25 protein-coding genes are annotated in these 24,706 nt (G+C 60.2%); 12 read left to right on the forward strand and 13 right to left on the reverse strand.

What is annotated here, in order from left to right; all coding sequences use genetic code 11:
* Positions 1-14: 14 nt before the first annotated feature.
* From TU84_RS17850 to TU84_RS17860, 3 genes are all read left to right on the forward strand, one after another.
* Positions 15-1,220, forward strand: coding sequence for an MFS transporter (locus tag TU84_RS17850; protein WP_048371307.1), 1,206 nt, complete (start codon positions 15-17; stop codon positions 1,218-1,220).
* 100 nt (positions 1,221-1,320) lie between these two features.
* A complete protein-coding gene (locus tag TU84_RS17855) occupies positions 1,321-1,929 on the forward strand; it encodes a TetR/AcrR family transcriptional regulator (protein WP_048371308.1) in 609 nt (202 codons plus the stop codon).
* A gap of 100 nt (positions 1,930-2,029) precedes the next feature.
* A complete protein-coding gene (locus tag TU84_RS17860) occupies positions 2,030-3,127 on the forward strand; it encodes an IS110 family RNA-guided transposase (RefSeq protein WP_048371310.1) in 1,098 nt (365 codons plus the stop codon).
* A gap of 323 nt (positions 3,128-3,450) precedes the next feature.
* Here the strand turns inward: TU84_RS17860 and TU84_RS17865 are convergent, their stop codons facing one another.
* Positions 3,451-3,891 carry a GlcG/HbpS family heme-binding protein gene (locus TU84_RS17865; protein ID WP_048371313.1) on the reverse strand — a complete coding sequence of 147 codons (441 nt, stop codon included), beginning with the start codon at positions 3,889-3,891 and terminating at the stop codon, positions 3,451-3,453.
* Between the two features lie 265 nt (positions 3,892-4,156).
* Between TU84_RS17865 and gcl the strand changes: the two genes are divergently transcribed.
* The 7 genes from gcl to TU84_RS17900 all read left to right on the forward strand — a co-directional run bounded on the left by gcl (position 4,157) and on the right by TU84_RS17900 (position 12,871).
* Positions 4,157-5,932 carry a glyoxylate carboligase gene (gene gcl, locus TU84_RS17870; protein WP_048371314.1) on the forward strand — a complete coding sequence of 592 codons (1,776 nt, stop codon included), beginning with the start codon at positions 4,157-4,159 and terminating at the stop codon, positions 5,930-5,932.
* Positions 5,933-5,990: 58 nt separating this feature from the next.
* Complete coding sequence (hyi, locus tag TU84_RS17875) at positions 5,991-6,773, forward strand: hydroxypyruvate isomerase (RefSeq protein ID WP_048371316.1); 783 nt, start codon at positions 5,991-5,993, stop codon at positions 6,771-6,773.
* Between the two features lie 81 nt (positions 6,774-6,854).
* Positions 6,855-7,745 (forward strand): 2-hydroxy-3-oxopropionate reductase, encoded by an 891-nt coding sequence (locus tag TU84_RS17880; RefSeq protein ID WP_048371317.1) that lies wholly within the window; start codon positions 6,855-6,857, stop codon positions 7,743-7,745.
* 172 nt (positions 7,746-7,917) lie between these two features.
* Complete coding sequence (locus tag TU84_RS17885) at positions 7,918-8,808, forward strand: urea transporter (RefSeq protein WP_048371319.1); 891 nt, start codon at positions 7,918-7,920, stop codon at positions 8,806-8,808.
* A 39-nt stretch (positions 8,809-8,847) separates the two neighbouring features.
* Positions 8,848-9,669: an ion transporter gene (locus TU84_RS17890; RefSeq protein WP_048371321.1), complete on the forward strand. Its 822-nt coding sequence runs from the start codon at positions 8,848-8,850 to the stop codon at positions 9,667-9,669.
* A gap of 93 nt (positions 9,670-9,762) precedes the next feature.
* On the forward strand, positions 9,763-10,764 hold the full coding sequence (locus tag TU84_RS17895; protein WP_048371323.1) for a sulfate ABC transporter substrate-binding protein: 1,002 nt from the start codon (positions 9,763-9,765) through the stop codon (positions 10,762-10,764).
* Between the two features lie 169 nt (positions 10,765-10,933).
* Positions 10,934-12,871 (forward strand): DNA topoisomerase III, encoded by a 1,938-nt coding sequence (locus TU84_RS17900; RefSeq protein ID WP_048371325.1) that lies wholly within the window; start codon positions 10,934-10,936, stop codon positions 12,869-12,871.
* A gap of 6 nt (positions 12,872-12,877) precedes the next feature.
* On the opposite strand, the gene TU84_RS17905 is transcribed toward TU84_RS17900, so the two are convergent.
* The 11 genes from TU84_RS17905 to ccmA form a co-directional block, all read right to left on the reverse strand.
* Positions 12,878-13,720 (reverse strand): PhzF family phenazine biosynthesis protein, encoded by an 843-nt coding sequence (locus tag TU84_RS17905; RefSeq protein WP_048371326.1) that lies wholly within the window; start codon positions 13,718-13,720, stop codon positions 12,878-12,880.
* Positions 13,721-13,832: 112 nt separating this feature from the next.
* Positions 13,833-14,228: a hypothetical protein gene (locus TU84_RS17910; RefSeq protein ID WP_048371328.1), complete on the reverse strand. Its 396-nt coding sequence runs from the start codon at positions 14,226-14,228 to the stop codon at positions 13,833-13,835.
* Positions 14,229-14,362: 134 nt separating this feature from the next.
* Positions 14,363-15,565, reverse strand: coding sequence for a c-type cytochrome biogenesis protein CcmI (gene ccmI, locus TU84_RS17915; RefSeq protein WP_048371329.1), 1,203 nt, complete (start codon positions 15,563-15,565; stop codon positions 14,363-14,365).
* The gene (locus TU84_RS17920; protein ID WP_048371331.1) at positions 15,558-16,034 is read right to left on the reverse strand and encodes a cytochrome c-type biogenesis protein; all 477 of its coding nucleotides are present in this window, start codon (positions 16,032-16,034) and stop codon (positions 15,558-15,560) included. Before TU84_RS17920 ends, ccmI begins: the two co-directional genes overlap by 8 nt.
* Positions 16,031-16,567, reverse strand: coding sequence for a DsbE family thiol:disulfide interchange protein (locus TU84_RS17925; RefSeq protein ID WP_048371333.1), 537 nt, complete (start codon positions 16,565-16,567; stop codon positions 16,031-16,033). Before TU84_RS17925 ends, TU84_RS17920 begins: the two co-directional genes overlap by 4 nt.
* A complete protein-coding gene (locus TU84_RS17930; RefSeq protein ID WP_048371336.1) occupies positions 16,564-18,552 on the reverse strand; it encodes a heme lyase CcmF/NrfE family subunit in 1,989 nt (662 codons plus the stop codon). The genes TU84_RS17925 and TU84_RS17930 overlap by 4 nt, the downstream gene beginning before the upstream one ends.
* Complete coding sequence (gene ccmE, locus TU84_RS17935; RefSeq protein ID WP_048371338.1) at positions 18,552-19,010, reverse strand: cytochrome c maturation protein CcmE; 459 nt, start codon at positions 19,008-19,010, stop codon at positions 18,552-18,554. The genes TU84_RS17930 and ccmE overlap by 1 nt, the downstream gene beginning before the upstream one ends.
* On the reverse strand, positions 19,007-19,183 hold the full coding sequence (gene ccmD / locus TU84_RS17940; RefSeq protein WP_048371340.1) for a heme exporter protein CcmD: 177 nt from the start codon (positions 19,181-19,183) through the stop codon (positions 19,007-19,009). The genes ccmE and ccmD overlap by 4 nt, the downstream gene beginning before the upstream one ends.
* Positions 19,180-19,938 carry a heme ABC transporter permease gene (locus tag TU84_RS17945; RefSeq protein ID WP_173430622.1) on the reverse strand — a complete coding sequence of 253 codons (759 nt, stop codon included), beginning with the start codon at positions 19,936-19,938 and terminating at the stop codon, positions 19,180-19,182. The genes ccmD and TU84_RS17945 overlap by 4 nt, the downstream gene beginning before the upstream one ends.
* Positions 19,939-20,030: 92 nt before the next feature.
* Positions 20,031-20,699, reverse strand: coding sequence for a heme exporter protein CcmB (gene ccmB, locus TU84_RS17950; RefSeq protein WP_048371344.1), 669 nt, complete (start codon positions 20,697-20,699; stop codon positions 20,031-20,033).
* Positions 20,696-21,331 carry a cytochrome c biogenesis heme-transporting ATPase CcmA gene (gene ccmA / locus TU84_RS17955; RefSeq protein ID WP_048371630.1) on the reverse strand — a complete coding sequence of 212 codons (636 nt, stop codon included), beginning with the start codon at positions 21,329-21,331 and terminating at the stop codon, positions 20,696-20,698. The genes ccmB and ccmA overlap by 4 nt, the downstream gene beginning before the upstream one ends.
* A 191-nt stretch (positions 21,332-21,522) precedes the next feature.
* On the opposite strand from ccmA, the gene fliK reads away from it, so the two are divergent.
* Both fliK and TU84_RS17965 read left to right on the forward strand, forming a co-directional pair.
* On the forward strand, positions 21,523-23,094 hold the full coding sequence (gene fliK, locus TU84_RS17960; RefSeq protein ID WP_048371346.1) for a flagellar hook-length control protein FliK: 1,572 nt from the start codon (positions 21,523-21,525) through the stop codon (positions 23,092-23,094).
* Positions 23,091-23,408 (forward strand): EscU/YscU/HrcU family type III secretion system export apparatus switch protein, encoded by a 318-nt coding sequence (locus TU84_RS17965; RefSeq protein ID WP_048371348.1) that lies wholly within the window; start codon positions 23,091-23,093, stop codon positions 23,406-23,408. The genes fliK and TU84_RS17965 overlap by 4 nt, the downstream gene beginning before the upstream one ends.
* Here TU84_RS17965 and TU84_RS17970 read toward each other — a convergent pair.
* Complete coding sequence (locus TU84_RS17970; protein ID WP_048371350.1) at positions 23,395-24,687, reverse strand: amidase; 1,293 nt, start codon at positions 24,685-24,687, stop codon at positions 23,395-23,397. The genes TU84_RS17965 and TU84_RS17970 overlap by 14 nt on opposite strands.
* Between the last annotated feature and the right edge of the window lie 19 nt (positions 24,688-24,706).

Genomic DNA, 24,706 nt, shown 5'->3' on the forward strand with positions numbered 1-24,706 from the left:
GTCACGGAGCTTGTATGGCCAACCCCTATCGCGAGATTTTCAGCGCCCCCGGCAGCAAAGCATTTTGCGCCGCAGGCCTGATCGCCCGAATGCCCATATCCATGGCAGGTATCGGCATCATCACCATGCTTTCGCAGTTGCACGGCTCGTATTGGTTGGCGGGCGCGGTGGCGGCCACCTTTGCACTGGCCATGGCCCTGCTGGCACCACAAATTTCTCGCGCGGTTGATCGTTACGGGCAACGCCGGATCTTGCCCGGCGTGGCGGCGGTTGGCGTCTGCGCCATGCTTGCGTTGCTGCTGTGCAGCTACCTGAACGCGCCCGACTGGACGCTGTTTGTCTGCGCCGCCCTGGCCGGCTGCATGCCCAGCATGCCGGCCATGGTCCGCGCCCGCTGGAGTGAGCTGTACCGCGGCTCGCCCAAGCTGCACACGGCGTTCTCGTTTGAATCGGTGCTGGACGAAGTCTGCTTTATCATCGGCCCGCCCATTTCCGTGGGCCTGAGCGTGGCCCTTTTCCCCCAGGCCGGGCCGTTGGCGGCCGCGATCTTGCTGGCGGTGGGCGTAACGGCCTTTGTCATGCAACACAAAACCGAACCGCCCGTGCACCCGCGCACCCTGGAGAATGACGTCACGGTCTTGCGCCAGGGCGCGGTTCTGGTGCTGATGATGGCCTTGATCGGCCTGGGCACCATTGTCGGCACCGTGGATGTGGTCAGCGTGGCCTTTGCCCAACACCAGGGTGAACCGGCGGCCGCGAGTATCGTCCTGTCAGTGTATGCGCTGGGTTCATGCCTGGCCGGGCTGGTGTTTGGCAGCCTCAAATTGAACATGCCCCTGCCACGGTTGTTTTTGTTGGGCGCGTTGGCCACGGCAATCACCATGGTGCCGCTGATGTGGGCCAACAGCATCATCACCCTGGCCGCGGCCATGTTTCTCGCCGGGCTGTTCTTCGCCCCAACCCTGATCACCGCCATGGCGCTGGTCGAAAACATCGTCGCCCCGGCCAAACTGACCGAAGGCCTGACCTGGATGATCACCGGCCTGGGCATGGGTGTTGCCCTCGGCGCGGTGGTCGGTGGCTGGGTGATCGATGCTTACGGTGCACCGGCGGGCTTCAGGGTGTCGTTGATCGCAGGTTTGGGCATGTTGCTGTTTGCCGTCGCGGGCTATCGGCTGTTGCAAAACAGCACCTCGCAACCCGCTAATGCGCTGGCCTGACGGCTGGCGTACGACCGCCTGCAAGCAGCTGTCTTGAGACGTTTGCAATCACGGTGCTACCATGCCCGACCGCCAAAACAGGCAAGGAAATACCGGGTTTATGAGTAGCATCCGCGAGCGCAACAAAGAACTGATTTTGCGAGCCGCCAGCGAGGAATTCGCCGACAAAGGGTTTGCCGCCAGCAAAACCAGCGACATCGCGGCCAAGGCGGGGGTGCCCAAGCCCAACGTCTATTACTACTTTAAATCCAAGGAAAACCTGTACCGCGAAGTGCTCGAAAGCATCATCGAGCCGATCCTGCGTGTATCGACGCCGTTCAACGCCGATGGCGAGCCGAACGAGGTGTTAAGCAACTACATCCGTTCCAAAATCCTGATTTCTCGCGAACTGCCGTTTGCCTCGAAAGTGTTCGCCAGCGAAATCATGCACGGCGCCCCGCACCTCAGTGAAAAACAGGTCGAACTGCTTAACGACCAGGCCAAACACAACATCGCCTGCATCCAGACCTGGATCGACCGCGGCCTGATCGCCCCGATCGACCCGCACCACCTGATGTTCAGCATCTGGGCCGCGACCCAGACCTACGCCGACTTCGACTGGCAAATTTCCGCCATCACCGGCAAGGCCAAGCTCGACGACAGCGACTACGAAGCTGCAACGCAGACCATTATTCGGCTGGTGCTTAAAGGCTGTGCGCCGGACCAATAAGCAACACCGAAATCCGTAATTACATGGACTCGCCCAAGCCGAGGCGTCTGTGCGCCACGGTGGCATTCTATTAGAAGCCAACGACAGCGAGGGCGAGTCCATGAAAAAGAATACGACGACCAATCAGTACGTGCCAACCGATGTTTTGAAATGCACCGTCATTGCCGTAGACCTTGCTAAAAGGGTCTTCCAGGTGGCTGGTCAGGATGCTGCTGGCCTTACGGTGTATGAGGAACGCATCAATTCGCGTGAGTCCTTTCATGCATTTCTTCGTAAGCTGCCAACAAGCATAACCGTGCTGGTGGAGACCGGTCCGGGGGCTCAGGCATGGGCGCAACTGCTGAAAACTCAAGGCAATCCTGTCCGGATATTGCCAGCCCAGCATGTCGCCAATCACCGCAGCGGCCCCAAGAACGATCGTAACGATGCACTGGCCATATTGCGCGCAGGCAGAGATACCAGCATCTCGTCGGTACCGGTCAAGAGTGCTGCAGCCTTGGCTATGCAAGCTCTGCATCGTGTTCGGCAAGGTTACGTGCGCCGTCGCACGGCAATGAGTAATCAGATGCGCGGTTTGCTGTTGGAGCACGGTCTTGCCATGGCGCAGGGCGATTCCGCGTTTAGCCAGGGCATCCCCCGCATTCTGGAAGATGCCACCCAGCCATTGCCTGATATGTTGCGCGAATTGATTGATGAGTTACTGGGCGAATGGAGTCAGTTGGGCGAGCGTATCAACGTACTGACCGGTCGACTGGAAACAGCTGCAAAAAATGACGAAACAGCCAAGCGGCTGATGACCGTGCGCGGTATCGGTCCGATTATTTCTACAGCAGTGATCGCTAAACAAACCGAGCCTGAGCGCTTCGCCAACGCGAGGCTGTTCGCTGCTTACTTTGGATTAGTGCCCAAGCAGAACAGCAGCGGAGAGAAAGTCCGATTGGGCAAGATGAGCAAGCATGGCGATGCCTACTTGCGAAGCTTGGCGATTCAGGGCGCTCACGCGGTGTTGAGGCAGGTGAAAGCTAATTCAGAGGATCCAGATGACCGGCGATTGCAACGCTGGGTGTCCAGGTTGGGCCGTAAAGAGGCGGCCGTGCGGTTAGCCAACCGCAATTTGCGCATCATCTGGGTGCTGTTACAAAACGACCAAACTTATCGCCGCCAAGTGAACAATGACCTGGAGAAAGCGATGAGCTAAGGATCCAAAGAGTTCTGCCACCGGGGTGTAAACCGCTCCAACCCATGCTTAGGAACATTGATCACAGGTCAGACCGTCGCGAATTTATGCCTGCGCTCCTACCGGCCCTTGAGGCCTAACTGTAATTGGCATATCGCGAGCTCATAAAATGTTGGCCAGAAGCCGATTATGGCTTCCTAGAATAGGCCTTATACATAGATGCAGCCGGGTGTCAGTGGGAAAAAGCGGGTTGACAGTGGGGGGCGAGTCCATACATAGGAGCGAGCTTGCCTCGCGATCTTTTAAAAGATCGCGAGGCAAGCTCGCTCCTACAGAAAAAGTGATTAAGCCACCACTCCCGCATCCGCGCGCAGCCCTTGCCCTTCTATTGCACTGATGGCGCATTGCTCATCAATGTCCGAGGTATCGCCGCTGATACCGATCGCCCCCATTACCTTGCCCTGAGCATCGCGGATCAAGACGCCACCCGGTACCGGCACGATATCGCCTTGGCCCATGCCATTGAGCGCCGCGAAAAACGTCGGGCGCTGCTGCGCGTCCAGCGCCAGTGCACGTGATCCCTTGCCCAAGGCAATCGCCCCCCAGGCCTTGCCAATCGCAATGTTGGGGCGCAACAAGCTGGCGCCGTCCTCACGCTGCAACGCCAGCAAATACCCACCCGAATCGAGTACCGCGACCGTCAGCGGGGATGCGTTGATGCTGCGACCCGCGTTCAAGGCTTGAGCCGCCAGGGTTAAAGCGACTTTCAAGGTTAAAGCACTCATGGTTGCCGTCCTTATTTTGTTATTGGAAGCCTTGCCCCGCCTGCTTCAGGCAGAACCAATGAGAGCAATAGAACACAAAAATCCGTTTATTTGTATACACTTTTTCAGATAACAAATCCCAAAAAACCTAAAACCTCGTGAAATAGGGCCTCCCGACCGTCTAGCCATGGATTAAACAAAAGCCATTGACCTGCAGGGCGGACCATGAATAAACTCAGCCATCAGCCACTTGTATACAATTATAAAACGTAAGAGGCACAATCAAATGAGCAAAATGAGAGCAATCGAAGCCGCTGTTTTGGTGATGCGTCGTGAAGGTGTCGACACCGCTTTTGGTATTCCGGGCGCCGCCATCAACCCGCTGTATTCAGCCTTGCAAAAAGTGGGCGGCATCGATCACGTCCTCGCTCGCCACGTGGAAGGCGCCTCGCATATGGCCGAGGGCTACACCCGCACCAAAGCCGGCAATATTGGCGTGTGCATCGGCACCTCCGGCCCTGCGGGCACTGACATGGTGACCGGCCTTTACAGCGCCTCTGCCGATTCGATCCCGATTCTGTGCATCACCGGCCAAGCGCCACGGGCGCGTCTGCATAAAGAAGACTTCCAGGCCGTGGACATCACCAGCATCGTCAAGCCGGTGACCAAGTGGGCAACCACTGTGCTCGAGCCGGGCCAGGTGCCTTACGCCTTCCAGAAAGCCTTTTATGAAATGCGCTCCGGGCGCCCTGGCCCCGTGCTGATTGACCTGCCGTTTGATGTGCAAATGGCTGAAATCGAATTCGACATTGACGCTTACGAACCCCTGCCGCTGGCCAAGCCTTCGGCCACCCGGGTACAGGTCGAAAAAGCGTTGGCCATGCTCGACCAGGCCGAACGCCCACTGCTGGTCAGCGGCGGTGGCGTCATCAACGCCGACGCCAGCGCGTTGCTGGTGGAGTTCGCCGAGTTGACCGGCATTCCGGTCATCCCGACCTTGATGGGCTGGGGCAGCATTGCTGACGACCACCCGCTGATGGTCGGCATGGTCGGCCTGCAAACCTCGCACCGTTATGGCAACGCCACCCTGCTCAAATCTGACGTCGTGCTGGGCATCGGCAACCGCTGGGCCAACCGCCACACCGGTTCGGTCGAGGTGTACACCGAAGGCCGTAAATTCATCCACGTGGACATTGAGCCGACGCAAATCGGCCGCGTTTTCACCCCGGACCTGGGCATCGTTTCCGACGCAGGCGCAGCCCTCACTGTGTTCCTGGAAGTGGCCCGCGAATGGAAAGCCGCCGGCAAGCTGAAAAACCGCAGCGCCTGGCTGCAAGACTGCCAACAACGCAAAGCCACCCTGCACCGCAAGACTCACTTCGACTCCGTGCCGGTCAAGCCGCAACGTGTGTACGAAGAGATGAACCAGGTGTTCGGCAAAGACACCTGCTATGTCAGCACCATCGGTTTGTCGCAGATTGCCGGGGCGCAATTCCTGCACGTTTACAAGCCACGCCACTGGATCAACTGCGGCCAGGCCGGGCCATTGGGCTGGACTATTCCGGCGGCGCTGGGCGTGGTCAAAGCCGACCCGAGCCGCAACGTTGTAGCCCTGTCGGGTGACTATGACTTCCAGTTCATGATCGAAGAACTGGCCGTGGGCGCGCAGTTCAACCTGCCCTATATCCACGTGGTGGTGAACAACTCCTACCTTGGCCTGATCCGTCAGGCACAACGTGGATTCGAAATGGACTACTGCGTGCAGCTGTCTTTCGACAACCTTAATGCCCCAGAACTGAATGGCTACGGCGTCGACCACGTCGCCGTGGTCGAAGGCCTGGGCTGCAAAGCGCTGCGCGTATTCGAACCGGCTCAAATCCAGCCTGCACTGCGCAAGGCGCAAGACATGCTCAAAGAGTTCCGCGTACCGGTGGTCGTAGAGATTATTCTTGAGCGCGTGACCAACATCTCGATGGGCACCGAAATCAACGCCGTCAATGAATTTGAAGATCTGGCGCTGGTGGGTAACGATGCACCGACCGCCATTTCAATGCTCGATTAACCCCTAAGCCCTAGCCCTCTCCTGCGTGGAGAGGGAACAAAAAAAGCAGGAGTTCACCATGCCGCGTTTTGCCGCCAACCTGTCCATGCTGTTCACCGAACAGGATTTCCTTGTCCGTTTCCAAGCGGCTGCCAACGCTGGTTTTCACGGCGTTGAATACCTGTTTCCGTACGACTACAGCGCTGAAGAAATCAAACATCACCTGGAAGCCAACAAACTGACCCAGGTGCTGTTCAACCTGCCCGCCGGCGATTGGGCCAAGGGCGAGCGCGGGATTGCCTGCCACCCCGACCGGGTCGAGGAATTCCACGCAGGCGTCGACAAGGCCATCGCCTACGCCAAAGTACTGGGCAACTCGCAAATCAACTGCCTGGCCGGGATTCGCCCACAAGGCGTAGACGACGCCACCGTCGAAAGAACCTTCATCAGCAACCTCAAGTACGCCGCCGACAAACTGCAAGCGGTGGGCATCAAGCTGGTGATGGAAGCGATCAATACCCGCGACATTCCGGGCTTCTACCTCAACAACACCGCACAGGCGCTGGCGATTCAGGACAAGGTCGGCAGTGCCAACCTGTTCCTGCAATACGACATCTATCACATGCAAATCATGGAAGGCGACCTGGCGCGCACCATGCAAACGCACCTGGCGCAGATCAACCACATCCAGCTGGCCGACAACCCCGGCCGCCATGAACCGGGCACCGGCGAGATCAACTACCGCTTCCTGTTCGACCACCTCGACAGCATCGGCTATGAGGGCTGGGTCGGTTGCGAGTACAAGCCGCTGACCAGCACCGAAGCCGGGCTGGTGTGGCTCAAGACGCATAACGCGGTGTAAGAAAACGGGTTGCTCCGCAACCCTTCGCAGCCTTCGGCAGCGACTACGGCTTTTTATCCAATAAAAACAAGAGGATTTGTCATGGCTAAAATCGGATTTATCGGCACCGGGATCATGGGTTCGCCTATGGCCAGCAACCTGCAAAAGGCCGGGCACAGCCTGTTTTTGTCGACCCATCGCGGCGCAGCACCTAGCGACCTGCTGTCGGCTGGCGCCATCGCCTTGGCCAGCCCGAAAGAAGTCGCTCAAGAAGCCGAATTCATCATCATCATGGTGCCCGACACCCCGCAGGTCGACGAAGTCCTGTTCAGTGAAAACGGGATTGCCGCAGGCCTGAGCCCGAACAAAGTGGTGATCGACATGAGTTCGATCTCGCCCACTGCGACCAAAGCCTTCGCAGAAAAAATCAACGCCAAGGGCGCGCAATACCTCGACGCCCCGGTGTCTGGCGGTGAAGTCGGCGCAAAGGCTGGCACCCTGAGCATCATGGTGGGCGGTGACGAAAAAACCTTCGCCCGTGCCCTGCCCCTGCTGCAAAGCATGGGTAAAAACATCACTCTGGTCGGCGGCAATGGCGACGGCCAAACTGCCAAAGTGGCCAACCAGATCATTGTCGCCCTGAACATTCAGGCCGTGGCCGAAGCCCTGGTGTTTGCCGCCAAAAACGGCGCGGACCCGGCCAAGGTTCGCGAAGCCCTGATGGGCGGTTTCGCCTCTTCGAAGATCCTCGAAGTGCACGGCGAGCGCATGATCAAAGGCACCTTCGATCCGGGGTTCCGCATCAGCCTGCACCAGAAAGACCTCAACCTGGCGCTGGCTGGCGCCCGTGAGCTGGGGATCAACCTGCCCAACACCGCCAGCGCCCAGCAAGTGTTCAGCACCTGCGCCGCTCTCGGTGGCAGCAACTGGGACCACTCGGCGCTCATCAAAGGCCTGGAACAGATGGCCAACTTCTCCATTCGCGACAAATAACCTCTGCACGCAACGTGTTGTAGTCGCTGACGAAGAATGAGGCTGCGAAGCGGTCCGCTTCGCAGCCTCGTGCCTCGTCAGCGACTACACAGATGTCGCAAAGCCCAAAGGCTGTATCGATACCGTGATCCCTGCGGGGCATTCGTTCACCCTCAAGAAAGTTGATTGCGCCATGACTCATTGCCCTGACTGGGCCACGGCCCTGTGCAATGGTTTCAGCCAAGTCTTCCTGCAACGTCACCCACTCTGCGGCGTGCTGTGCCTGCTGGCCATTGTCGTCAGCGCACCTGCGTTGCTCGGCGGGGCGTTGCTCGGTGCAGTCGCAGGCTTGCTGACGGCACAACGTCGCGGCTACGCCAAAACCGAACGTCAGGCCGGGCTCTACAGCTACAACGGTGTGTTGCTGGGGCTGCTGCTGAGCCATCAACTGCCGTGGTCAGCCATGCTGCCACTGTTGATCATCGCCAGCGCCGGGATCAGCAGCATGGTGGTGCATCAATGGCTCAAACGCGCCACGCATCCCCATAGCCTGATGATTTACACCGCTCCTTTTGTCGCCATCGGCTGGGTCCTGCTCACCCTGCAAGGAACACCGGAGTACAGCATTGAACCGTACGCCCTCAACGCCTGGACGCTGCTGCAAGCCCTGTTCAAGGGGATCAGCCAAGTCATGCTGCTAAATCACCCGGTCGCCGGGCTGCTGATTGTCATCGGCTTGTGCCTGAGCCACTGGCGGGCGGCCCTGTGGGCGCTGACTGGCTCACTCGCCGGGCTGTTATGGAGCCTCTACCAACAGGACACCGGCGCCGCACTAAACGGGCTGGCTGGCTACAACCCGGCGCTGGCAGCATTGGCCTTGAGCCAGCAAGGGAGCCGAATCTGCAAGCCGTTGCTGGGCATCGTCGTGACCTTGGCCCTGGCGCCGGGTTTCAGTGCGCTGGGTCTGCCTCTTTTAACCGCGCCCTTTGTGCTCAGTTGCTGGGTTATCGGTGGCGGTGTTCGCCTGTTAAGCCGCAAATCGGCTGACAGTGAATCGCAAAGCAGGTTGCGCATCGAACGTTAATACCCGAATCTTCTGGGTTTTGGGTATAGAGCGATCTACATGAAGAATCAGGATTGGCGTCAGCGCCTGTACGTGATGGTGTTTCAGTCCGACACCCCCGCCGGGCGCCGTTTCGATACCACCCTGCTGCTGATCATCATGGCGAGTCTGGTGGTGGTCATCCTCGACAGCATCAACAGCATTCACCTGCAATACGGTGACCTGCTGGCCTATATCGAATGGGGCTTCACCTTTGTGTTTGCCATCGAATACGGCCTGCGCCTGTACTGCTCGCCCAAACCAATGCGCTACGCGTTCAGCTTTTATGGATTGGTGGACCTGCTCGCCATCGTGCCGGGGATCCTGGCGATTTATTACAGCGACGCGCAGTACCTGTTGATTATTCGCGTCATCCGCATGCTACGGATCTTCCGGATCCTCAAACTGTTGCCCTACTTGAGCCAGGCCAATTACCTGCTCTCGGCCTTACGCGGCAGCAAACAGAAAATCATCGTGTTCCTGGTCGGCGTATCCACCCTGGTCACTGTGTTCGGCACCTTGATGTACGTGGTTGAAGGCCCGGATCACGGCTTTACCAGCATCCCGGTCAGCATCTATTGGGCCATCGTGACCCTGACCACCGTCGGCTACGGCGACATCGTCCCACAGACCATTCCCGGGCAAGTGATCTCGGCCATGGTGATGATCACCGGCTACTCAATCATCGCCGTGCCCACCGGTATTTTTACCGCCGAACTGGCCAACGCCATGCGCGGCGAACAGCTGCAACACACGTGCACCACCTGCAAAAAAGCCCAACATGAGGCCTCGGCGTCTTTTTGTTCCCGGTGTGGTAATGCGCTATTCGTCAAAAACGTATAAACAAAGTGCTTTTTAATCTTTTAAGGACTATGCAGCACCCGCTATAGTCGCTGGCATATTGCCTCTTTTGCCCCCTATAACAAGGACTACGCAGTGAAAAAACTCTTTAGCGCCTCTTTGTTGGTCGCAGGCCTTGCACTTAGCAGCCTGGCCCACGCCGACAACAAACCGTTGCTTAACGTGTCTTACGACGTGATGCGCGACTTCTACAAAGACTACAACGCTGCGTTCATCAAGCACTGGGAAAAAGAGAAAAAAGAAAAGCCGACTGTGCAGATGTCCTTCGGCGGCTCGAGCAAACAAGCACGCGCAGTGATCGACGGCCTGCCGGCCGACGTGATCACCATGAACATGGCCACCGACATCAACGCCCTGGCTGACAACGGCCAGCTGGTCCCGGAAAACTGGGTCACCCGCCTGCCGGATAACAGCGCGCCGTTCACCTCGGCCACCGTATTTATCGTCCGTAAAGGCAACCCTAAAGGCCTGAACGACTGGCCAGATCTGCTCAAGGACGGCGTGCAAGTGATCGTGCCCAACCCGAAAACCTCGGGCAACGGCCGCTACACCTTCCTATCGGCCTGGGGCTATGCGCAAAAACACGGCGCCGATGAAGCAAAAGCCCGAGAGTTTGTCGGCAAACTGTTCAAGCAAGTGCCTGTGCTGGACACCGGCGGCCGTGCGGCCACCACCACGTTCATGACCAACCAGATCGGCGACGTGCTGGTGACCTTCGAAAACGAAGCAGAAATGATTGCCCGCGAGTTTGGTCGTGACCAGTTCGAAGTGATCTACCCAAGTGTTTCCGCCGAAGCAGAGCCGCCAGTGACCGTGGTCGATAAAGTCGTCGACAAAAAAGGCACCCGCGCCGAGGCCGAGGAATACCTGAAGTACCTGTGGTCGCCAGAAGGCCAGGAAATTGCTGCCAAAAACTACCTGCGGCCACGCGACCAGGCGATCCTGGCCAAGTACAACGACCGCTTCCCGAAAGTCGACTTCCTGTCGGTTGAGAAAACCTTCGGCGACTGGCGTGAAGTGCAGAAAAAATACTTCAGCGATGGCGGCGTGTTCGATCAGATCTACAGCGGCCAATAACCCCACGCCCGCGTAGGAGCGAGCTTGCCTCGCGATCTTTTGACGTTCTGAAAGCTCGCGAAGCAAGCCCGCCCTCACCACCTGTACAAAAACACAGTAAAAACGCTTGATCTCCAGCCAATGACTGCCCATGCTGCACCTCTTCTGCGATGCATAAATGAGTGGAGCTATGCGGCTGTTTCTGTGTGAAAAACCTTCCCAGGCCAAAGATATTGCGGCCGTGCTCGGCGCCAGCCGACGCGGTGATGGCTGCTGGGTGGGCGCCACTGCAACCGTCACCTGGTGCATTGGCCACCTGCTCGAAACCGCCCCGCCAGACGCCTATGACGAGCGCTACAAGCGCTGGGTGCTGGCCGACCTGCCGATCATCCCCGACAAATGGAAGATGCGGGTCAAGCCCAAAACCGCCAGCCAGTTCAAAGCCGTCAAACGCCTGCTGGGTGAAGCCAGTGAACTGGTGATTGCCACCGACGCCGACCGCGAAGGAGAAATGATCGCCCGCGAACTGGTCGAACATTGCCGCTATCGCGGGCCCATCCAGCGCCTGTGGTTGTCCGCACTGGACGACGCCTCCATTCGCAAAGCCCTGGCGGCACTCAAGCCCGGCGCCGAAACCTTTAACCTCTATCACTCGGCCTTGGGCCGCTCGCGGGCCGACTGGCTGATCGGCATGAACATGAGCCGCCTGTTTACCCTGCTCGGGCGCAAGTCCGGCTATCAGGGGGTGTTGCCGGTCGGTCGGGTGCAAACCCCGACCCTGCGCCTGGTGGTCGACCGTGATCGCAGCATCAGTGACTTTGTGCCGGTGGCGTACTGGGCGATCGACGTGCAACTCAAGCACGACGAGCAACTGTTCACCGCGCAATGGCGGGCCGATCCCGACACCTGTGACGATCAGGACCGCTGCCTCAACCAGGCCCACGCGCAACAGGCTGCTGCCGCCATCAGCAACGCCCGCCACGCGCGGGTCAGCAAACTGCACACCGAGCGCATGCGCGAAGTCGCGCCGTTGCCCTTCGACCTCGGCACCCTGCAAGAAGTGTGTTCAAAAAAACTCGGCCTCGGCGCGCAAGAAACCCTCGACGTCGCCCAGGCGCTGTACGAAACCTACAAGGTCGTGACCTACCCGCGCAGCGATTGCGGCTACCTGCCGCTCAGCCAGCACAGCGAGGCTGCCTCCATACTGGCCGCCTTGCGTCAGGCCGACCCCAGCCTTGCGCCACTGGCCGGGCACCTCGACCCGCAACGCCGTTCACGGGCCTGGAACGACGCCAAGGTCAGCGCCCACCACGGCATCATCCCCACGGCAGCGGCGAAGAACCTCGAACGCCTGAGCGGCAAACACCGCGCTGTTTACACCTTGATTCGTGCCCGCTACCTTGCGCAGTTTCTACCCAACCATGAATACGACCGCACCCAGGCTGACTTCGACTGCGCGGGCCAGCACTTGCGGGCCGTCGGCAAGCAAATCGTCGAACCCGGCTGGAAGCGCGCCCTGCCCGAAGCTTTGGCCCCGGCCAAAGGTCGCGAAGCCCCGGCCCCGCAACCCTTGCCGGCCTTGCGCGAAGGGCTCGACTGCGCGGTTGCCAACGTCAACCTTAAAGACCTGTGGACCCAACCGCCCAAGCCGTTTACCGAAGGTGACCTGATCAAGGCGATGAAAAACGTCGCCAAACTGGTCCAGGACCCGCGACTCAAGCAAAAGCTCAAAGACACTACCGGCATCGGCACCGAAGCCACCCGCGCCGGGATCATTCAAGGCTTGCTCGACCGCGGCTACCTGATCAAAAACGGCAAGGCGCTGGCCGCCACGCCCCCGGCCTTCAGCCTGATCGACGCGGTGCCCCGCGCCATCGCTGACCCCGGCACCACCGCCATCTGGGAACAGGCTTTGGACATGGTGCAAAGTGGCGAAATGCCCCTTGAGATCTTCGTCGCCAAGCAGGCCGCCTGGATGAGCAAACACATCGAGCGCTGCAGCGGCATGAGCATGACCATCAGCGGCCCGGCCAGCCCGGCGGGCGTAACACAGCCCTGGAAGAAAAAACGCAAAAGCCCGGCCAGCAAGGCCAAGCCCAAGCGCATCACAAAAGCTAAAAGTGCCTGACGGGGGTCAAAGGCTCAGCGTCCCGGAGATACACGTCACCGCCGCGCCACCGACCCAGATGTCCTCGCCAACCTGCTCAATGAACACCCGCCCTGCCCGCCCCAAGGCCGTGCCCTGACTGGCCACATAACGCTGCGGCGCCAGGCCGTCAGCGATCAACCATTGCGCCAACCCGGCGTTCAAACTGCCGGTGACCGGATCTTCCTGCATGCCGTCGCCGGCCAGAAAGGCCCGCACCTCAAACTGCGCCTCAGCGCCATCACGCTCAGCCGACCAAGGCGCGACCACACCCAAGGCTAGACCGTGTAATTGCGAGTAGTCCGGCTTAATCGCCAGCACCTGCTCGCGATCCGCCAGCAGCAGCGCCAACCAGCCCGGCCCGTTATCGACCCAGCGCGCTTGCTGCACAGCGTGCGGTTCAATGCCCAAGCCTTGGCACACACGCTGCAACAACGCCTCATCGACCGGCCCAGTACGCAACAGAGGCGGCGCGGTAAAGGCCAATTGTCCAGCGTTGCGGCGGACCCGGATCAGCCCTACCGCACACTCCTGAATAATCTCCTCACTACGTGGCTTGCCACCGGCTTCCAGCCAGGCATGGCAACTGCCCAACGTAGGATGCCCGGCAAACGGCAACTCGCGCAGCGTGGTAAAAATCCGCAGCCGATAATCCGCCTCGGGGTTTTGTGGTTTCAGTACAAACGTGGTTTCACTGAGGTTGGTCCAGCGCGCGAAATCGGCCATTTGCTCATCGCTCAAACCGTCGGCATTCAACACCACCGCTACCGGATTGCCCTTGAGGGCCACCGTGCTAAACACATCAACTTGCTTGAAATCGAAGAGGCTCATGGCGGGTTCCTTGTGTAGTGAGTGGGCCATCCTACCGCTATGCAGGCGCTTTTTTTAAAAAGATCAAACGATCGCAGCCTGCGGCAGCTCCTACAAAAGGTAATCCGAGGCGTTACTTGAACTGGCGGCTCAACCCCGGCGGTACGCCGCTGGTATCGGTTTCTTCCCAGGGCCCGTTCGGGCTGATCCCGCGGCTCCAGCCGTTGTCCCAGCGGTAGTAGGTGCGCTGGCGATAAAAGATGTTGCTCTGGTCATCCAGCACATACACCCCAAGACGTGCGTCCCAGTGGCTCGGGCCGCCCGGTGGCGGGGCGAACGTGGCCGAGGTGCGCGGCAGCGGTTTGGGCGGTTGCGGGATCGGCATGTCCGGCAAGGGTTTGTCCGAGGGTTGCGGCTGCGGGATCGGGCTGGGCGGCGTCGGTGGCGTGGATTCGTACGGTTGATGAACCGAGCAGGCACTCAGGCCGATGGCCAGGCTAAGCAGGGTGATTCGAGCAAATGCGGCCATAACGGGATCTCGTGCAAGTCCTATGGAACTGTGGGAGCGGGCTTGCTCGCGATGCAAACGACGCGGTGTATCTGTTACACCTTGCCGATCTCATCGCGAGCAAGCCCGCTCCCACAGATTAAGCCCTGATAAATTTATTTATCCGGGCTGTCGATTGTCAGCTGTTGCAACGTCTGGGTGCTGTTGGGCAGCGGTTTGCCACGCCCTACCCATTCGCCAGCGGTGGGCTGGCCCGCACGGGAGATGCGCGCAACCAGTTGGACTTCAGGAAAGTTGGACAGTTTCAACTGCGGCATCATTGCGTCGGCATCGCTCAGTTCCACGGTGATCGGCAGGTCCGCCACGGTCACGCGTTTGACCGCCAACGGGGCCGGTGGGCCCGACACGGCGCGGGCGAAGATGAACACGCTGTCGCCCGGCAACACACTGGCTTTAACAGCATCAGCCAAGTCGACGCTGACCTTGATCGACGCCTGCGCCGCAGGCACAGGGGCGCTTTCAACCTTGCCGCCGCTGGCCAGCAATTGCCCGCGGGCGCGCTCGATGCCGCCCTCCAGCGCTTCGCGGGACGGGTCACCTATAGGCAGCTCATTGAGCAGCCGCTGCCAGTAGTTGATGGCCTCCTGATAACGCTGGCCCTCAAATGCCGCAATGCCGAGCAGGCCCAGGCTGGTGACTTCGTTGGGGTCGGCTTTTAAGGCTTCGTCGGTCAGGGCCTGGGTCTTGTCGCTCCACTTTTTATCGTCAGCAAAGTACTGCGCCTGCGCCCACTGACCCAACAGCTCGGGCTGGCGCCCGGCCAGCGCCACGGCGCGTTCAAACACCTTGGCGGCCTCTGCCGAACGGTTTTGTGCCATGTAGGCACGCCCCAGGAAGTACCAGCTCTCGGCAGAGTCCGGCTGGGCAGCGGCGGCCCGCTCAAGACGCGAGATCATTTGCTCTAGCGATTGCGGTGGCGTGGCGAACTCTTGGGTCAGTTCAACCTTGTCGCTGGCACCAAAGTGCAGGTACAGGCCCACACCCAGCACCGGCACCATCAACGCCGCCAGTATGGGCACTACCTTGCCCAAGCTGGAACTGCGCCCCGGCGCCACGCCTTCGGTGTCCGCCAGCAACTCACGCGCGGCTTCGTCGCGACCGCTTTGCAGTTGTTGTTCGGTCAGCACGCCCTCTTCGCGCTGAGCCTGCAATTGCGCCACGCGCTCTTGGTACAGCGCCACGTTGAGGGCGGTGCGATCTTCTTCACGCTGGGCACGGCGACCACGCAGCACCGGGATCAGCAAAAAACTGAGGGCGATGAGTAGCAGCAAGCCCGCTGCAAGCCAGAAATCAATCATCTTGGTTTTTATCCAGCAAGGTATCGAGGCGCTGACGCTCCTCGGCAGAAAGAGTGTCCGAAGCTTCGGCCCGCGCTGTACGACGGCGACGCCCGACAATCACCCCGATCACCACTACACCGCCCACCAACAAGGCCAGCGGGCCGAACCACAGCACCACGGTCTTGCTGGTCAAGGCCGGTTTGTAGCGCACAAAGTCGCCGTAGCGGTCGACCATAAAGTCGATGATCTGCTGGTTGTCCTTGCCCTCGCCCAGCATGCGGAAGATCTCGCGGCGCAGGTCGGTGGCAATCGGCGCGTTGGAGTCGGCAAGGTCCTGGTTCTGGCACTTGGGGCAACGCAGCTCCTGGGTCAACTCGCGAAAACGCGCGCGCTCAGCGTCATTGGCAAACTCATAGGTGTCGATGGCCGCATGAGCGATGCCGGTCAAGGCCAGCCCGCACACCAGCGCTGCTAACCAACGCTTCATGGCTTGGCCTCATCAACCAGCGCCTGATACTTGCCAGCCAGTTGTTCGCGCCACACGCGCTCGTCGATCACGCCGACAAACTTGTGGCGGATGATGCCCTGGCTGTCGATCAGGAAGGTTTCCGGGGCGCCGTACACACCCAGGTTCAAGCCCAGCGAACCGGCTTCATCGTTGATGTCCAACTGGTACGGGTTGTGGAATTCCTTGAGCCACTTTTTCGCGTCCTCATTGACGTCCTTGTAGTTGACGCCATAGATCACCACGCCCTGCTCGGCCAGTTTGGTCAGCACCGGGTGCTCGACCTTGCACGAGATGCACCAGGTGGCCCAGACGTTAACCAGCGCCGGTTTGCCCTTGAGGTCGGCTTCGGTCAGGGTTTTGTCGCCCTCAACCGCTGGCAGGCTGAACGCCGGGAACGGCTTGTCGATCAGGGTCGACGGCAGCTCGGTCGGGTCCAGGTACAAGCCTTTGTACAGAAACCACGCCATGCCCAAAAACACCGCCAGCGGGGCCAGCATTAGCCAGCGTCTCATGCTGTTTCTCCTTTCATGCCCAGCGCGTCGCGCACGCGGGTTTTAACCTTGACTCGATAACGTCGGTCCAGCGCCGCCAGCAAACCGCCAAAGCCGGTGAGCAAACCGCCCAGCCAGATCCAGCGCACAAACGGTTTAACGTGGACCCGCACCGCCCAGGCGCCATCGCCCAGCGGTTCACCCAGCGCCACGTACAGGTCGCGGGTAAAACCGGCGTCGATACCGGCTTCAGTCATCATCGAACTTTGTACCGTGTACAAACGTTTTTCCGGGTGCAGCACGCTGACTTGCTTGCCATTGCGGATCACCCGCACGGTGCCTTTGTCCGAGGTGAAGTTCGGCCCTTCAAAATGTTTGGCACCGTCAAAAATGAACTGATAACCGGCCAACTCCATCGACTCACCCGGCGCCAGACGCAGATCGCGTTCGGCACTGTTTTGGCTCGACAGCACCACACCCAGCGCGCACACCGCGATACCCAAGTGCGCGATCTGCATGCCCCAATAACTGCGGGTCAGGCTGCGCAAGCCTTTGACCAGGCCCTTGTGACGGGTTTTGTCACCGATATCGCGCACCCCGGCCAGCAACACCCAGGCCGCCAGCATAAAGGTCGCGATCACCGCCCAGTTAAAGTCGCCATAGGCCACACCGGCAATCACCGACAGCGCCGCGCTGCCCAGCAACACCGGGGTCAACATGCCCAGCAGCCATTTGACCGGGGTGTCTTTCCAGCGCACCAGCACACCCACCGCCATGACCACCATCAGCAAAGCCATCAACGGGATAAACAGCGCATTGAAGTACGGCGGGCCGACCGACATTTTCGCCCCGCTCACCGCGTCGACAATCAGCGGGTACAAGGTGCCGAGCAGAATCATCGACGCGGCCACCACCAGAATCAGGTTGTTGCCCAGCAGCAACGTCTCACGTGACCACAGGTTAAAACCGACATGGCTTTTGACCACCGGCGCACGCAACGCAAACAACGTCAGCGAACCGCCCACCACAAACAGCAGGAAGATCAGGATAAACACGCCGCGCTCCGGGTCGGCCGCAAACGCATGCACCGACGTCAGCACCCCGGAACGCACAAGGAATGTCCCGAGCAAGCTCAACGAAAACGCGGCAATGGCCAACAGCACGGTCCAGCTTTTGAACACGCCACGTTTTTCGGTCACTGCCAGCGAGTGAATCAGCGCCGTGCCGACCAGCCATGGCATGAAAGAAGCGTTTTCAACCGGGTCCCAGAACCACCAGCCGCCCCAGCCAAGCTCGTAATACGCCCACCACGAACCCAGGGTGATGCCGATCCCCAGAAAGGCCCACGCGACAATCGTCCACGGCCGCGACCAGCGCGCCCATGCGGCGTCCAGTCGACCACCGAGCAAGGCCGCAATGGCAAAGGCGAAGGCCACCGAGAAACCGACATACCCCATGTACAGCATCGGCGGGTGCACGATCAGACCGATGTCTTGCAGCAGCGGGTTAAGGTCGTTGCCATTGGCAGGCATTTGCGGCAGCAGGCGTGCGAACGGGTTGGAGGTGAGGATCAGAAACAGCAAAAAGCCGACGCTGATCATGCCCATGATCGACAGCACGCGAGCCAGCATCACTTGCGGTAACTGGCGTGAGAACACCGACACAGCGAATGTCCAGCCGCTCAGAATCAGCGCCCAGAGCAACAGCGAGCCTTCGTGGGCGCCCCACACGGCGCTGAATTTGTAGTACCACGGCAAGGCGCTGTTGGAGTTGCTGGCCACGTAGCGGACCGAAAAATCGTCCGCCATAAAGGCGTAGGTCAGGCAACCGAAGGCAAACAGCATAAAGGCAAATTGCCCCCAGGCGGCAGGCTGGGCCAGGCCCATCCACAGCTTGTCGCCACGCCAGGCGCCGAGCAGCGGGACGATGGCCTGCACGATGGCAAAGCACAGCGCCAGAATCATGGCCAGGTGGCCCAATTCAGGAATAAACAGTCCAGACATCATCACTTAACCTCGTTAGCCGGTGCCGGGGCGGATTGGCCGCTCTCCTTTAGCGCCTTGGTCACCTCGGGCGGCATGTACTTCTCGTCATGCTTGGCCAGCACTTCGTCGGCCACCACCACACCCTGGGCGTTGAGCTTGCCCAACGCAACGATGCCCTGCCCTTCGCGGAACAGGTCCGGCAAGATGCCACGGTATTGAATGGTCACGCCCTTGTTGAAGTCGGTGACCACAAATTCGACGTCCAGCGAGTCGCCAGAGCGTTTCAGCGAACCGGTTTCAACCATGCCGCCCGCGCGGATCCGCGTGTCCAATGGCGCTTCGCCATTGGCGATCTGGGTCGGCGTGTAGAACAGGTTGATGTTTTGCTGCAGCGCGCTCAGGGCCAGGGCAACGGCCGCGCCGATGCCCACCAGAATCGCCAAAATGATGATCAAACGTTTCTTGCGCTGCGGATTCACTTCGAATTCTCCCGGCGCAAACGACGCGCCTCTTGTTGCAGATAACGCCGACGCGCCGTCAGCGGCAGCGCCACGTTAAGCGCCAGCACCGCCAGGCAAATGCCATAGGCCGACCACACATACAGACCATGCTGGCCCATGGCGACAAAGTCGCTGAAAGAAGCAAAACTCATCGCGTACCCTCCAGCGCTTTTAACACTTCAGCCTTGGCCCAACTGCTGCGCGCTTCGCGCTTGAGCACTTCGAGGCGCATGCGCAGCAACAGCACCGCGCCAAAAAAACAATAAAAACCCAGCACGGTGAGCAGCAACGGCAGCCACATTTCTACAGGCATCGCCGGTTTTTCAGTGAGGGTAAAGGTGGCGCCCTGGTGCAGGGTGTTCCACCACTCCACCGAGTATTTGATGATCGGGATGTTGATCACGCCCACAATCGCCAGCACCGCGCAGGCCTTGGCCGCGCTGTCGCGATTGGTAATGGCGTTACCCAGGGCAATCAGGCCGAAGTACAGAAACAGCAGAATCAGCATCGAGGTCAGGCGCGCATCCCAGACCCACCACGAGCCCCACGTCGGTTTGCCCCAGATGGCCCCGGTCACCAGCGCCACGGCGGTCATCCACGCGCCGATGGGGGCGGCGCATTGCAGCGCGACGTCAGCGATTTTCATCTTCCAGACCAGCCCCACCACCCCGCACACCGCCAGCATCACGTAGCAGGACTGCGCCAGCATGGCGGCCGGAACATGGATGTAAATGATCCTGAAACTATTACCCTGCTGGTAGTCCGGTGGCGCAAAAGCCAGGCCCCAGATCACGCCGACGACCATCAGCAGCACGGCGGCAATGCTCAGCCAGGGCAGTAAACGTCCACTGATGGCATAGAACCATTTGGGTGAGCCGAGTTTGTGAAACCAAGTCCAGTTCATCACGCTGTTTCCATCACGGTGCTTTGACGCGGCCTGTGCACGGCCTCATCAACGCGCGGGTCTTTACTGGCCTTTGCAGGGCCAGACCTCATTATTTATTCGCCGACACTGATCTTCAGGCCGGCCGCTATTGCAAAAGGTGTAAGGGTGACGGCCAGCACGGTCAGGCTGGCAAGCCAGAGCAGATAACCGGTCGCAGGCATGCCTTGCAAAGCTGCTTGCAAAGCCCCGCTGCCCAGAATCAGCACCGGGATATACAAGGGCAAAATCAGCAACGCCAGCAGCAAGCCGCCGCGTTTAAGCCCCACGGTCAGCGCGGCGCCCACCGCGCCGAGCAAGCTCAGCACGGGCGTTCCGAGCAACAACGACAACAACAGCACCGGCAAACAGGCCACCGGCAATCCCAGCATCAGCGCCAGCAACGGTGACAAAATCACCAGTGCCAGCCCGGAAAACGCCCAGTGTGCCAGCACCTTGGCCAACACCAGTAGCGCCAGAGGGTGCGGCGAAAGGACCCACTGTTCCAGTGAACCGTCTTCGAAATCACTGCGAAACAGCCCGTCCAGCGAGAGTAAAACCGATAATAGCGCTGCCACCCAGAGCAGTCCGGGAGACAAGGTTTGCAACAATTGAGACTCCGGGCCAACCGCCAGCGGGAACATCGCGATCACAATTGCGAAGAACACCAGCGGGTTGGCCAACTCGGCCGGGCGCCGAAAAAGCAAACGCGCTTCACGAGCCAATAACGATGCAAACACACTCATACGGCGTACTGCCCCAGATCGATGTCGCGATAACCGGCAGGTGTGCGGGTCAAGGTATGGTGCGTGGTCAACACCACCATGCCGCCCCGCTCACAGTGGCTGGCCAAGTGCTCTTCAAGGGCCGCAACGCCTTGTTTATCGAGCGCGGTAAACGGCTCGTCGAGAATCCACAGCGCCGGGCTGTCCAGATGCAACCGGGCCAACGCAACGCGCCGCTGCTGCCCGGCCGACAAGGTGTGGCACGGCACGTCTTCAAAACCCTGCAAACCCACGGCGGCCAATGCTGCCCAAATTGCCTCACGGCTCGCCGGACGATGCAGGGCGCACAGCCAACGCAGGTTTTCTTCGGCGCTCAGCAAATCTTTGATCCCGGCTGCATGGCCGATCCACAGCAGGTTGCTGGCCAGTTCTGCACGCTGCTCGCTCAACCGTTGCCCGCTCAGCCGAATCTCGCCCTCGGTGGGTTGCATCAGGCCCGCCAACAAACGCAACAGGCTGGTCTTGCCGCTGCCGTTGGGGCCGCTGATCTGTAGCATGTCGCAGGGGCTGAGTCGCAATTCGAGATTTTCAAATAACAGGCGCCCGTCACGCTCACAGGTCAGCGATACGGTTTCTAAAAGAGGGCTGGTCACGTCGTTGAGGCCTTCACGGTTCAAGTCGGCCCGGGCGTGGCCGTTAAAGTGATGCAGGATAGATACATTTGCGGCCTGTTTAAGAGAGCTGGATCAAAGAATTGTGTTGTTTTTAGGCACCTTAAACGATGGGGCAGCATTATACATGCCATGTCCTACTCTAAAGAGGGCATATTCATAAGGTTGTAACAATGAAAAGCGACATGAATATTCCACCCATCCCACCTGCTGCGTCCAATCCCGTACGCCCCGGTGCAGCAGGCGGTGAAGTGCTCAAGTTGCTGCAACCGCTCGAGGGTTTGATCAGTCCGGGGCAAAGCGCCCAGGCGCAGGTGCTGTCGCTTAAACAGGGCGATGCGGTGTTTCAGCTGCTGCTCAAACTGACCCTGGACAGCGGCCGCCAAACCAACGTGCAGGTCAGCAGCAACCAGCCGCTACCGCTGGGCACGCTGCTGTCGGTGACCCAACCTTCGCCCGCCAGCCTGGCGGTCAGCCTGCAACAAGCCCTGAGCAGCAATGCCAGCGCCCTCACCCGCCTTGATCCGCAGCAACTGCCGGTGGGCACGTTAGTACAAGGCAAAGTGCTGAGCACCCAGGTGTTGGCGCAAGCCACCGGGCAACCGGCCGTGTATCGCTCACTGGTGACCTTGCTTAACAGCGCCTTGAGCGGCAGCACCCTGACCGTCGATAGCCCGCGACCTTTGCGCGTCGACAGCTTGCTCACCGCGCAAGTGCAAGGCAGCCAGAGCCTGAACTTCGTGCCCCTGAGCGGCCGACAAGACCAACTGGCGATTACCCAGCAACTGGCCGCCCAACAAAGCCGCCAGGGCTCGCTCGACGGCTTGTTGAACGCCTTGCAGAAACTGCCACCCAGCGAGAGCATGCCCGACGCTTTGCGCGCCTCTATCGACAAGTTGCTGAGCGGTTTGCCTACGTCGCAACAACTAAGCAACCCCGCCACACTCAGTAATGCCCTGCTCAACAGCGGCGCGTTTCTCGAAGCCAAGCTGCTCGGTGGCCAGTTACAAAACCTCGCCCCCGACATGAAAGCCACCTTGTTGCGGCTGATTGCGCAAATAGTGCCCGGCGTGCCGGCCAACCCGACCTTCAACCCCGGTGTCGCTGCCAGCACCCAGGCGCAAGCCCTGCCGACGTTTGTGCGCAATGCGCTGGGCATGCTTGGGCAAGTCAGCGCCAAGCCGCAGCCAGGCGGTTTTCCACTGCCGCCGCGCCTGCTGCAACGGGGCGAAGGCGAAGACAGCCTGGAAAACCTGCTCAAGCTCGCCGCCGCAGCCATTTCGCGCCTGCAAAGCCATCAATTGTCGAGCCTGGAACAAAGCGGGCGCACCGCCGACGGTAGCCTGCTGACCACCTGGCAGCTGGAAATCCCCCTGCGCAACGCCCACGACATCGTGCCGTTGCAGGTCAAGTTCCAGCGTGAAGATCCGCCCGAGCAAGGGCCTGAAGACAAACGCGAACAACGCGAAAGCAAAGATCAACTGTGGCGCGTCGAACTGGCCTTTGACCTCGCGCCGCTGGGCCCGCTGCATGTGCAGGCACAATTGCTGCGCGGCAACCTGTCTGGCCAGTTATGGGCGCAACACAGCGCCACCGCCGAACTGATCGCCAGCCAACTGGGCGTACTGCGCCAGCGACTGAAGGACGCGGGGCTGAGCGTGACCGATCTCGATTGCCATCAGGGCACCCCGCCCGCCCATGGCCATACTCCCCTTGAACAACGCTGGGTCGACGAAACCGCATGAGCACACCCCCCGAACCGCGTCAGGCGATTGCCCTCAAGTACGACGGCAAACAGGCGCCCACCCTGACCGCCAAAGGCGACGACGCACTGGCCGAAGCCATCCTCGCACTGGCCCGCGAGTACGAAGTGCCTATTTATGAGAATGCTGAGCTGGTCAGATTATTGGCGCGCATGGAGCTGGGCGACAGCATCCCCCAGGAGCTGTACCGAACCCTGGCTGAAATCATTGCCTTTGCCTGGCAGCTAAAAGGCAAATACCCACAGGGATTTGACCCGGATGCAGGGCCGATGGAGCGCGACATCACGCCAACGTAACCCCACCGTTGAGTGCACTGTCGACGTGCTGCGCCGCGTCCAGCAGTTGGCTGTCGCTGCGAAAATCCCCCACCACTTGCAGCCCGACGGGCAGCTCACCCGGCGCTCTGGGCAGCGGGAGGTTGATCTGCGGCAAGCCAAATGCCATCCAGAACTTGCAGAAGTCAGACGGCCCTGTGGCCTCCAGCCCCAAGGGCGCGACCATGCCGCAACTGGCCCCGAGCATGGCGTCATAGGGGGCGAACAGCGCTTTGAGGACTGGGGCCAGCGCGGCCAGACGGGCCTTGGCGGCGGTTTCCTGCTGCCACGTGGTCTGTTGGGCCCGCTCGATCATGGCCACCACCTGCGGGCTGAGTAACTCGGGGCTGGCGTGCCATTCTTTGGCCAGCGAGCGGGCACCCTCGCAATCGTTGATCAACAGATGGTCGTCAAACACCCCGGCAAAAGCCACCGGCAACTCGACCTGCGTCACTGTGTGCCCCGCCGCGCGGAGCACGTCGAGTGACGCCAGCAACGCGTCGGCCACCGGCTGATCAATGTCGCCCCAACGTGCCGTTCGGCAAAATCCAAACGCTCTGCGCCCACTCACCCGCGGGCTGCTGGTCAGCCCCGGAATCAGCACCTGCGCGACCAAAGCCAGATCCCCCACCGAGCGCCCATACCAACCCAGCGTGTCAAAGCTCGGCGCCAGCGGCTTGATCCCCTCCAGAGGGACCAGCCCCCAGGACGGTTTGAACGCATATAAGCCACAGTACGACGCAGGCTTGAGCAACGAACCCGCGGTCTGCGTGCCCAGCGCCAGAGGAAAAAACCCGGCCGCCATGCCCGCAGCAGAACCGGCGCTGGAACTGCCGGGTGTTCTGTTCAGGTCATGGGGGTTACGCGTCGGCCCGGTCTGCATATAAGCAAACTCGGTGGTATGGGTCTTGCCCATGATCAGCGCGCCCGCCTGGCGCAGCAGCGTCACCACATGGGCATCGCGCGAGGGTTGGTTGCCTTGATAGATCGGAGAGTAAAAACACGTGGGATGATCGTGGGTATCAATGATGTCCTTGACGCCCACCGGCACACCCGCGAGCAAACCGTTGAGTGCAGGCCCTTTCAACTGCGCCACTTGCGTGCGCAGCGCGGCGGGGTCCAGCGAAACAAAGGCCTGGATGTCAGCTTCGCGCGCATGGGTGTGCGCCAAAAAATGCTCAGCGACTTCGGCGGGGCTGATACGCGCAGTGCGCACCTGCTCGGCAATCATCCCGGCATCGGCGGTGTCTAGAAGGCTCATGGTGGTACTCACCTCTTGG

The sequence above is a fragment of the Pseudomonas helleri genome (assembly GCF_001043025.1).
Classification (GTDB): Bacteria; Pseudomonadota; Gammaproteobacteria; order Pseudomonadales; family Pseudomonadaceae; genus Aquipseudomonas; species Aquipseudomonas helleri.

Bases quoted from the DNA above. Each gene is read 5' to 3' on its own strand.
- TU84_RS17910 (WP_048371328.1), bottom strand. From the start codon at position 14,228: ATGGCCGCATTTGCTCGAATCACCCTGCTTAGCCTGGCCATCGGCCTG.
- TU84_RS17965 (WP_048371348.1), top strand. From the start codon at position 23,091: ATGAGCACACCCCCCGAACCGCGTCAGGCGATTGCCCTCAAGTACGAC.
- TU84_RS17860 (WP_048371310.1), top strand. From the start codon at position 2,030: ATGAAAAAGAATACGACGACCAATCAGTACGTGCCAACCGATGTTTTG.
- hyi (WP_048371316.1), top strand. From the start codon at position 5,991: ATGCCGCGTTTTGCCGCCAACCTGTCCATGCTGTTCACCGAACAGGAT.
- TU84_RS17970 (WP_048371350.1), bottom strand. From the start codon at position 24,687: ATGAGCCTTCTAGACACCGCCGATGCCGGGATGATTGCCGAGCAGGTG.
- TU84_RS17855 (WP_048371308.1), top strand. From the start codon at position 1,321: ATGAGTAGCATCCGCGAGCGCAACAAAGAACTGATTTTGCGAGCCGCC.
- gcl (WP_048371314.1), top strand. From the start codon at position 4,157: ATGAGCAAAATGAGAGCAATCGAAGCCGCTGTTTTGGTGATGCGTCGT.
- ccmD (WP_048371340.1), bottom strand. From the start codon at position 19,183: ATGAGTTTTGCTTCTTTCAGCGACTTTGTCGCCATGGGCCAGCATGGT.
- TU84_RS17865 (WP_048371313.1), bottom strand. From the start codon at position 3,891: ATGAGTGCTTTAACCTTGAAAGTCGCTTTAACCCTGGCGGCTCAAGCC.
- ccmI (WP_048371329.1), bottom strand. From the start codon at position 15,565: ATGATTGATTTCTGGCTTGCAGCGGGCTTGCTGCTACTCATCGCCCTC.
- TU84_RS17850 (WP_048371307.1), top strand. From the start codon at position 15: ATGGCCAACCCCTATCGCGAGATTTTCAGCGCCCCCGGCAGCAAAGCA.
- TU84_RS17925 (WP_048371333.1), bottom strand. From the start codon at position 16,567: ATGAGACGCTGGCTAATGCTGGCCCCGCTGGCGGTGTTTTTGGGCATG.
- TU84_RS17930 (WP_048371336.1), bottom strand. From the start codon at position 18,552: ATGATGTCTGGACTGTTTATTCCTGAATTGGGCCACCTGGCCATGATT.
- fliK (WP_048371346.1), top strand. From the start codon at position 21,523: ATGAAAAGCGACATGAATATTCCACCCATCCCACCTGCTGCGTCCAAT.
- TU84_RS17890 (WP_048371321.1), top strand. From the start codon at position 8,848: ATGAAGAATCAGGATTGGCGTCAGCGCCTGTACGTGATGGTGTTTCAG.
- TU84_RS17885 (WP_048371319.1), top strand. From the start codon at position 7,918: ATGACTCATTGCCCTGACTGGGCCACGGCCCTGTGCAATGGTTTCAGC.
- TU84_RS17905 (WP_048371326.1), bottom strand. From the start codon at position 13,720: ATGAGCCTCTTCGATTTCAAGCAAGTTGATGTGTTTAGCACGGTGGCC.
- TU84_RS17920 (WP_048371331.1), bottom strand. From the start codon at position 16,034: ATGAAGCGTTGGTTAGCAGCGCTGGTGTGCGGGCTGGCCTTGACCGGC.
- TU84_RS17880 (WP_048371317.1), top strand. From the start codon at position 6,855: ATGGCTAAAATCGGATTTATCGGCACCGGGATCATGGGTTCGCCTATG.
- TU84_RS17900 (WP_048371325.1), top strand. From the start codon at position 10,934: ATGCGGCTGTTTCTGTGTGAAAAACCTTCCCAGGCCAAAGATATTGCG.
- ccmB (WP_048371344.1), bottom strand. From the start codon at position 20,699: ATGAGTGTGTTTGCATCGTTATTGGCTCGTGAAGCGCGTTTGCTTTTT.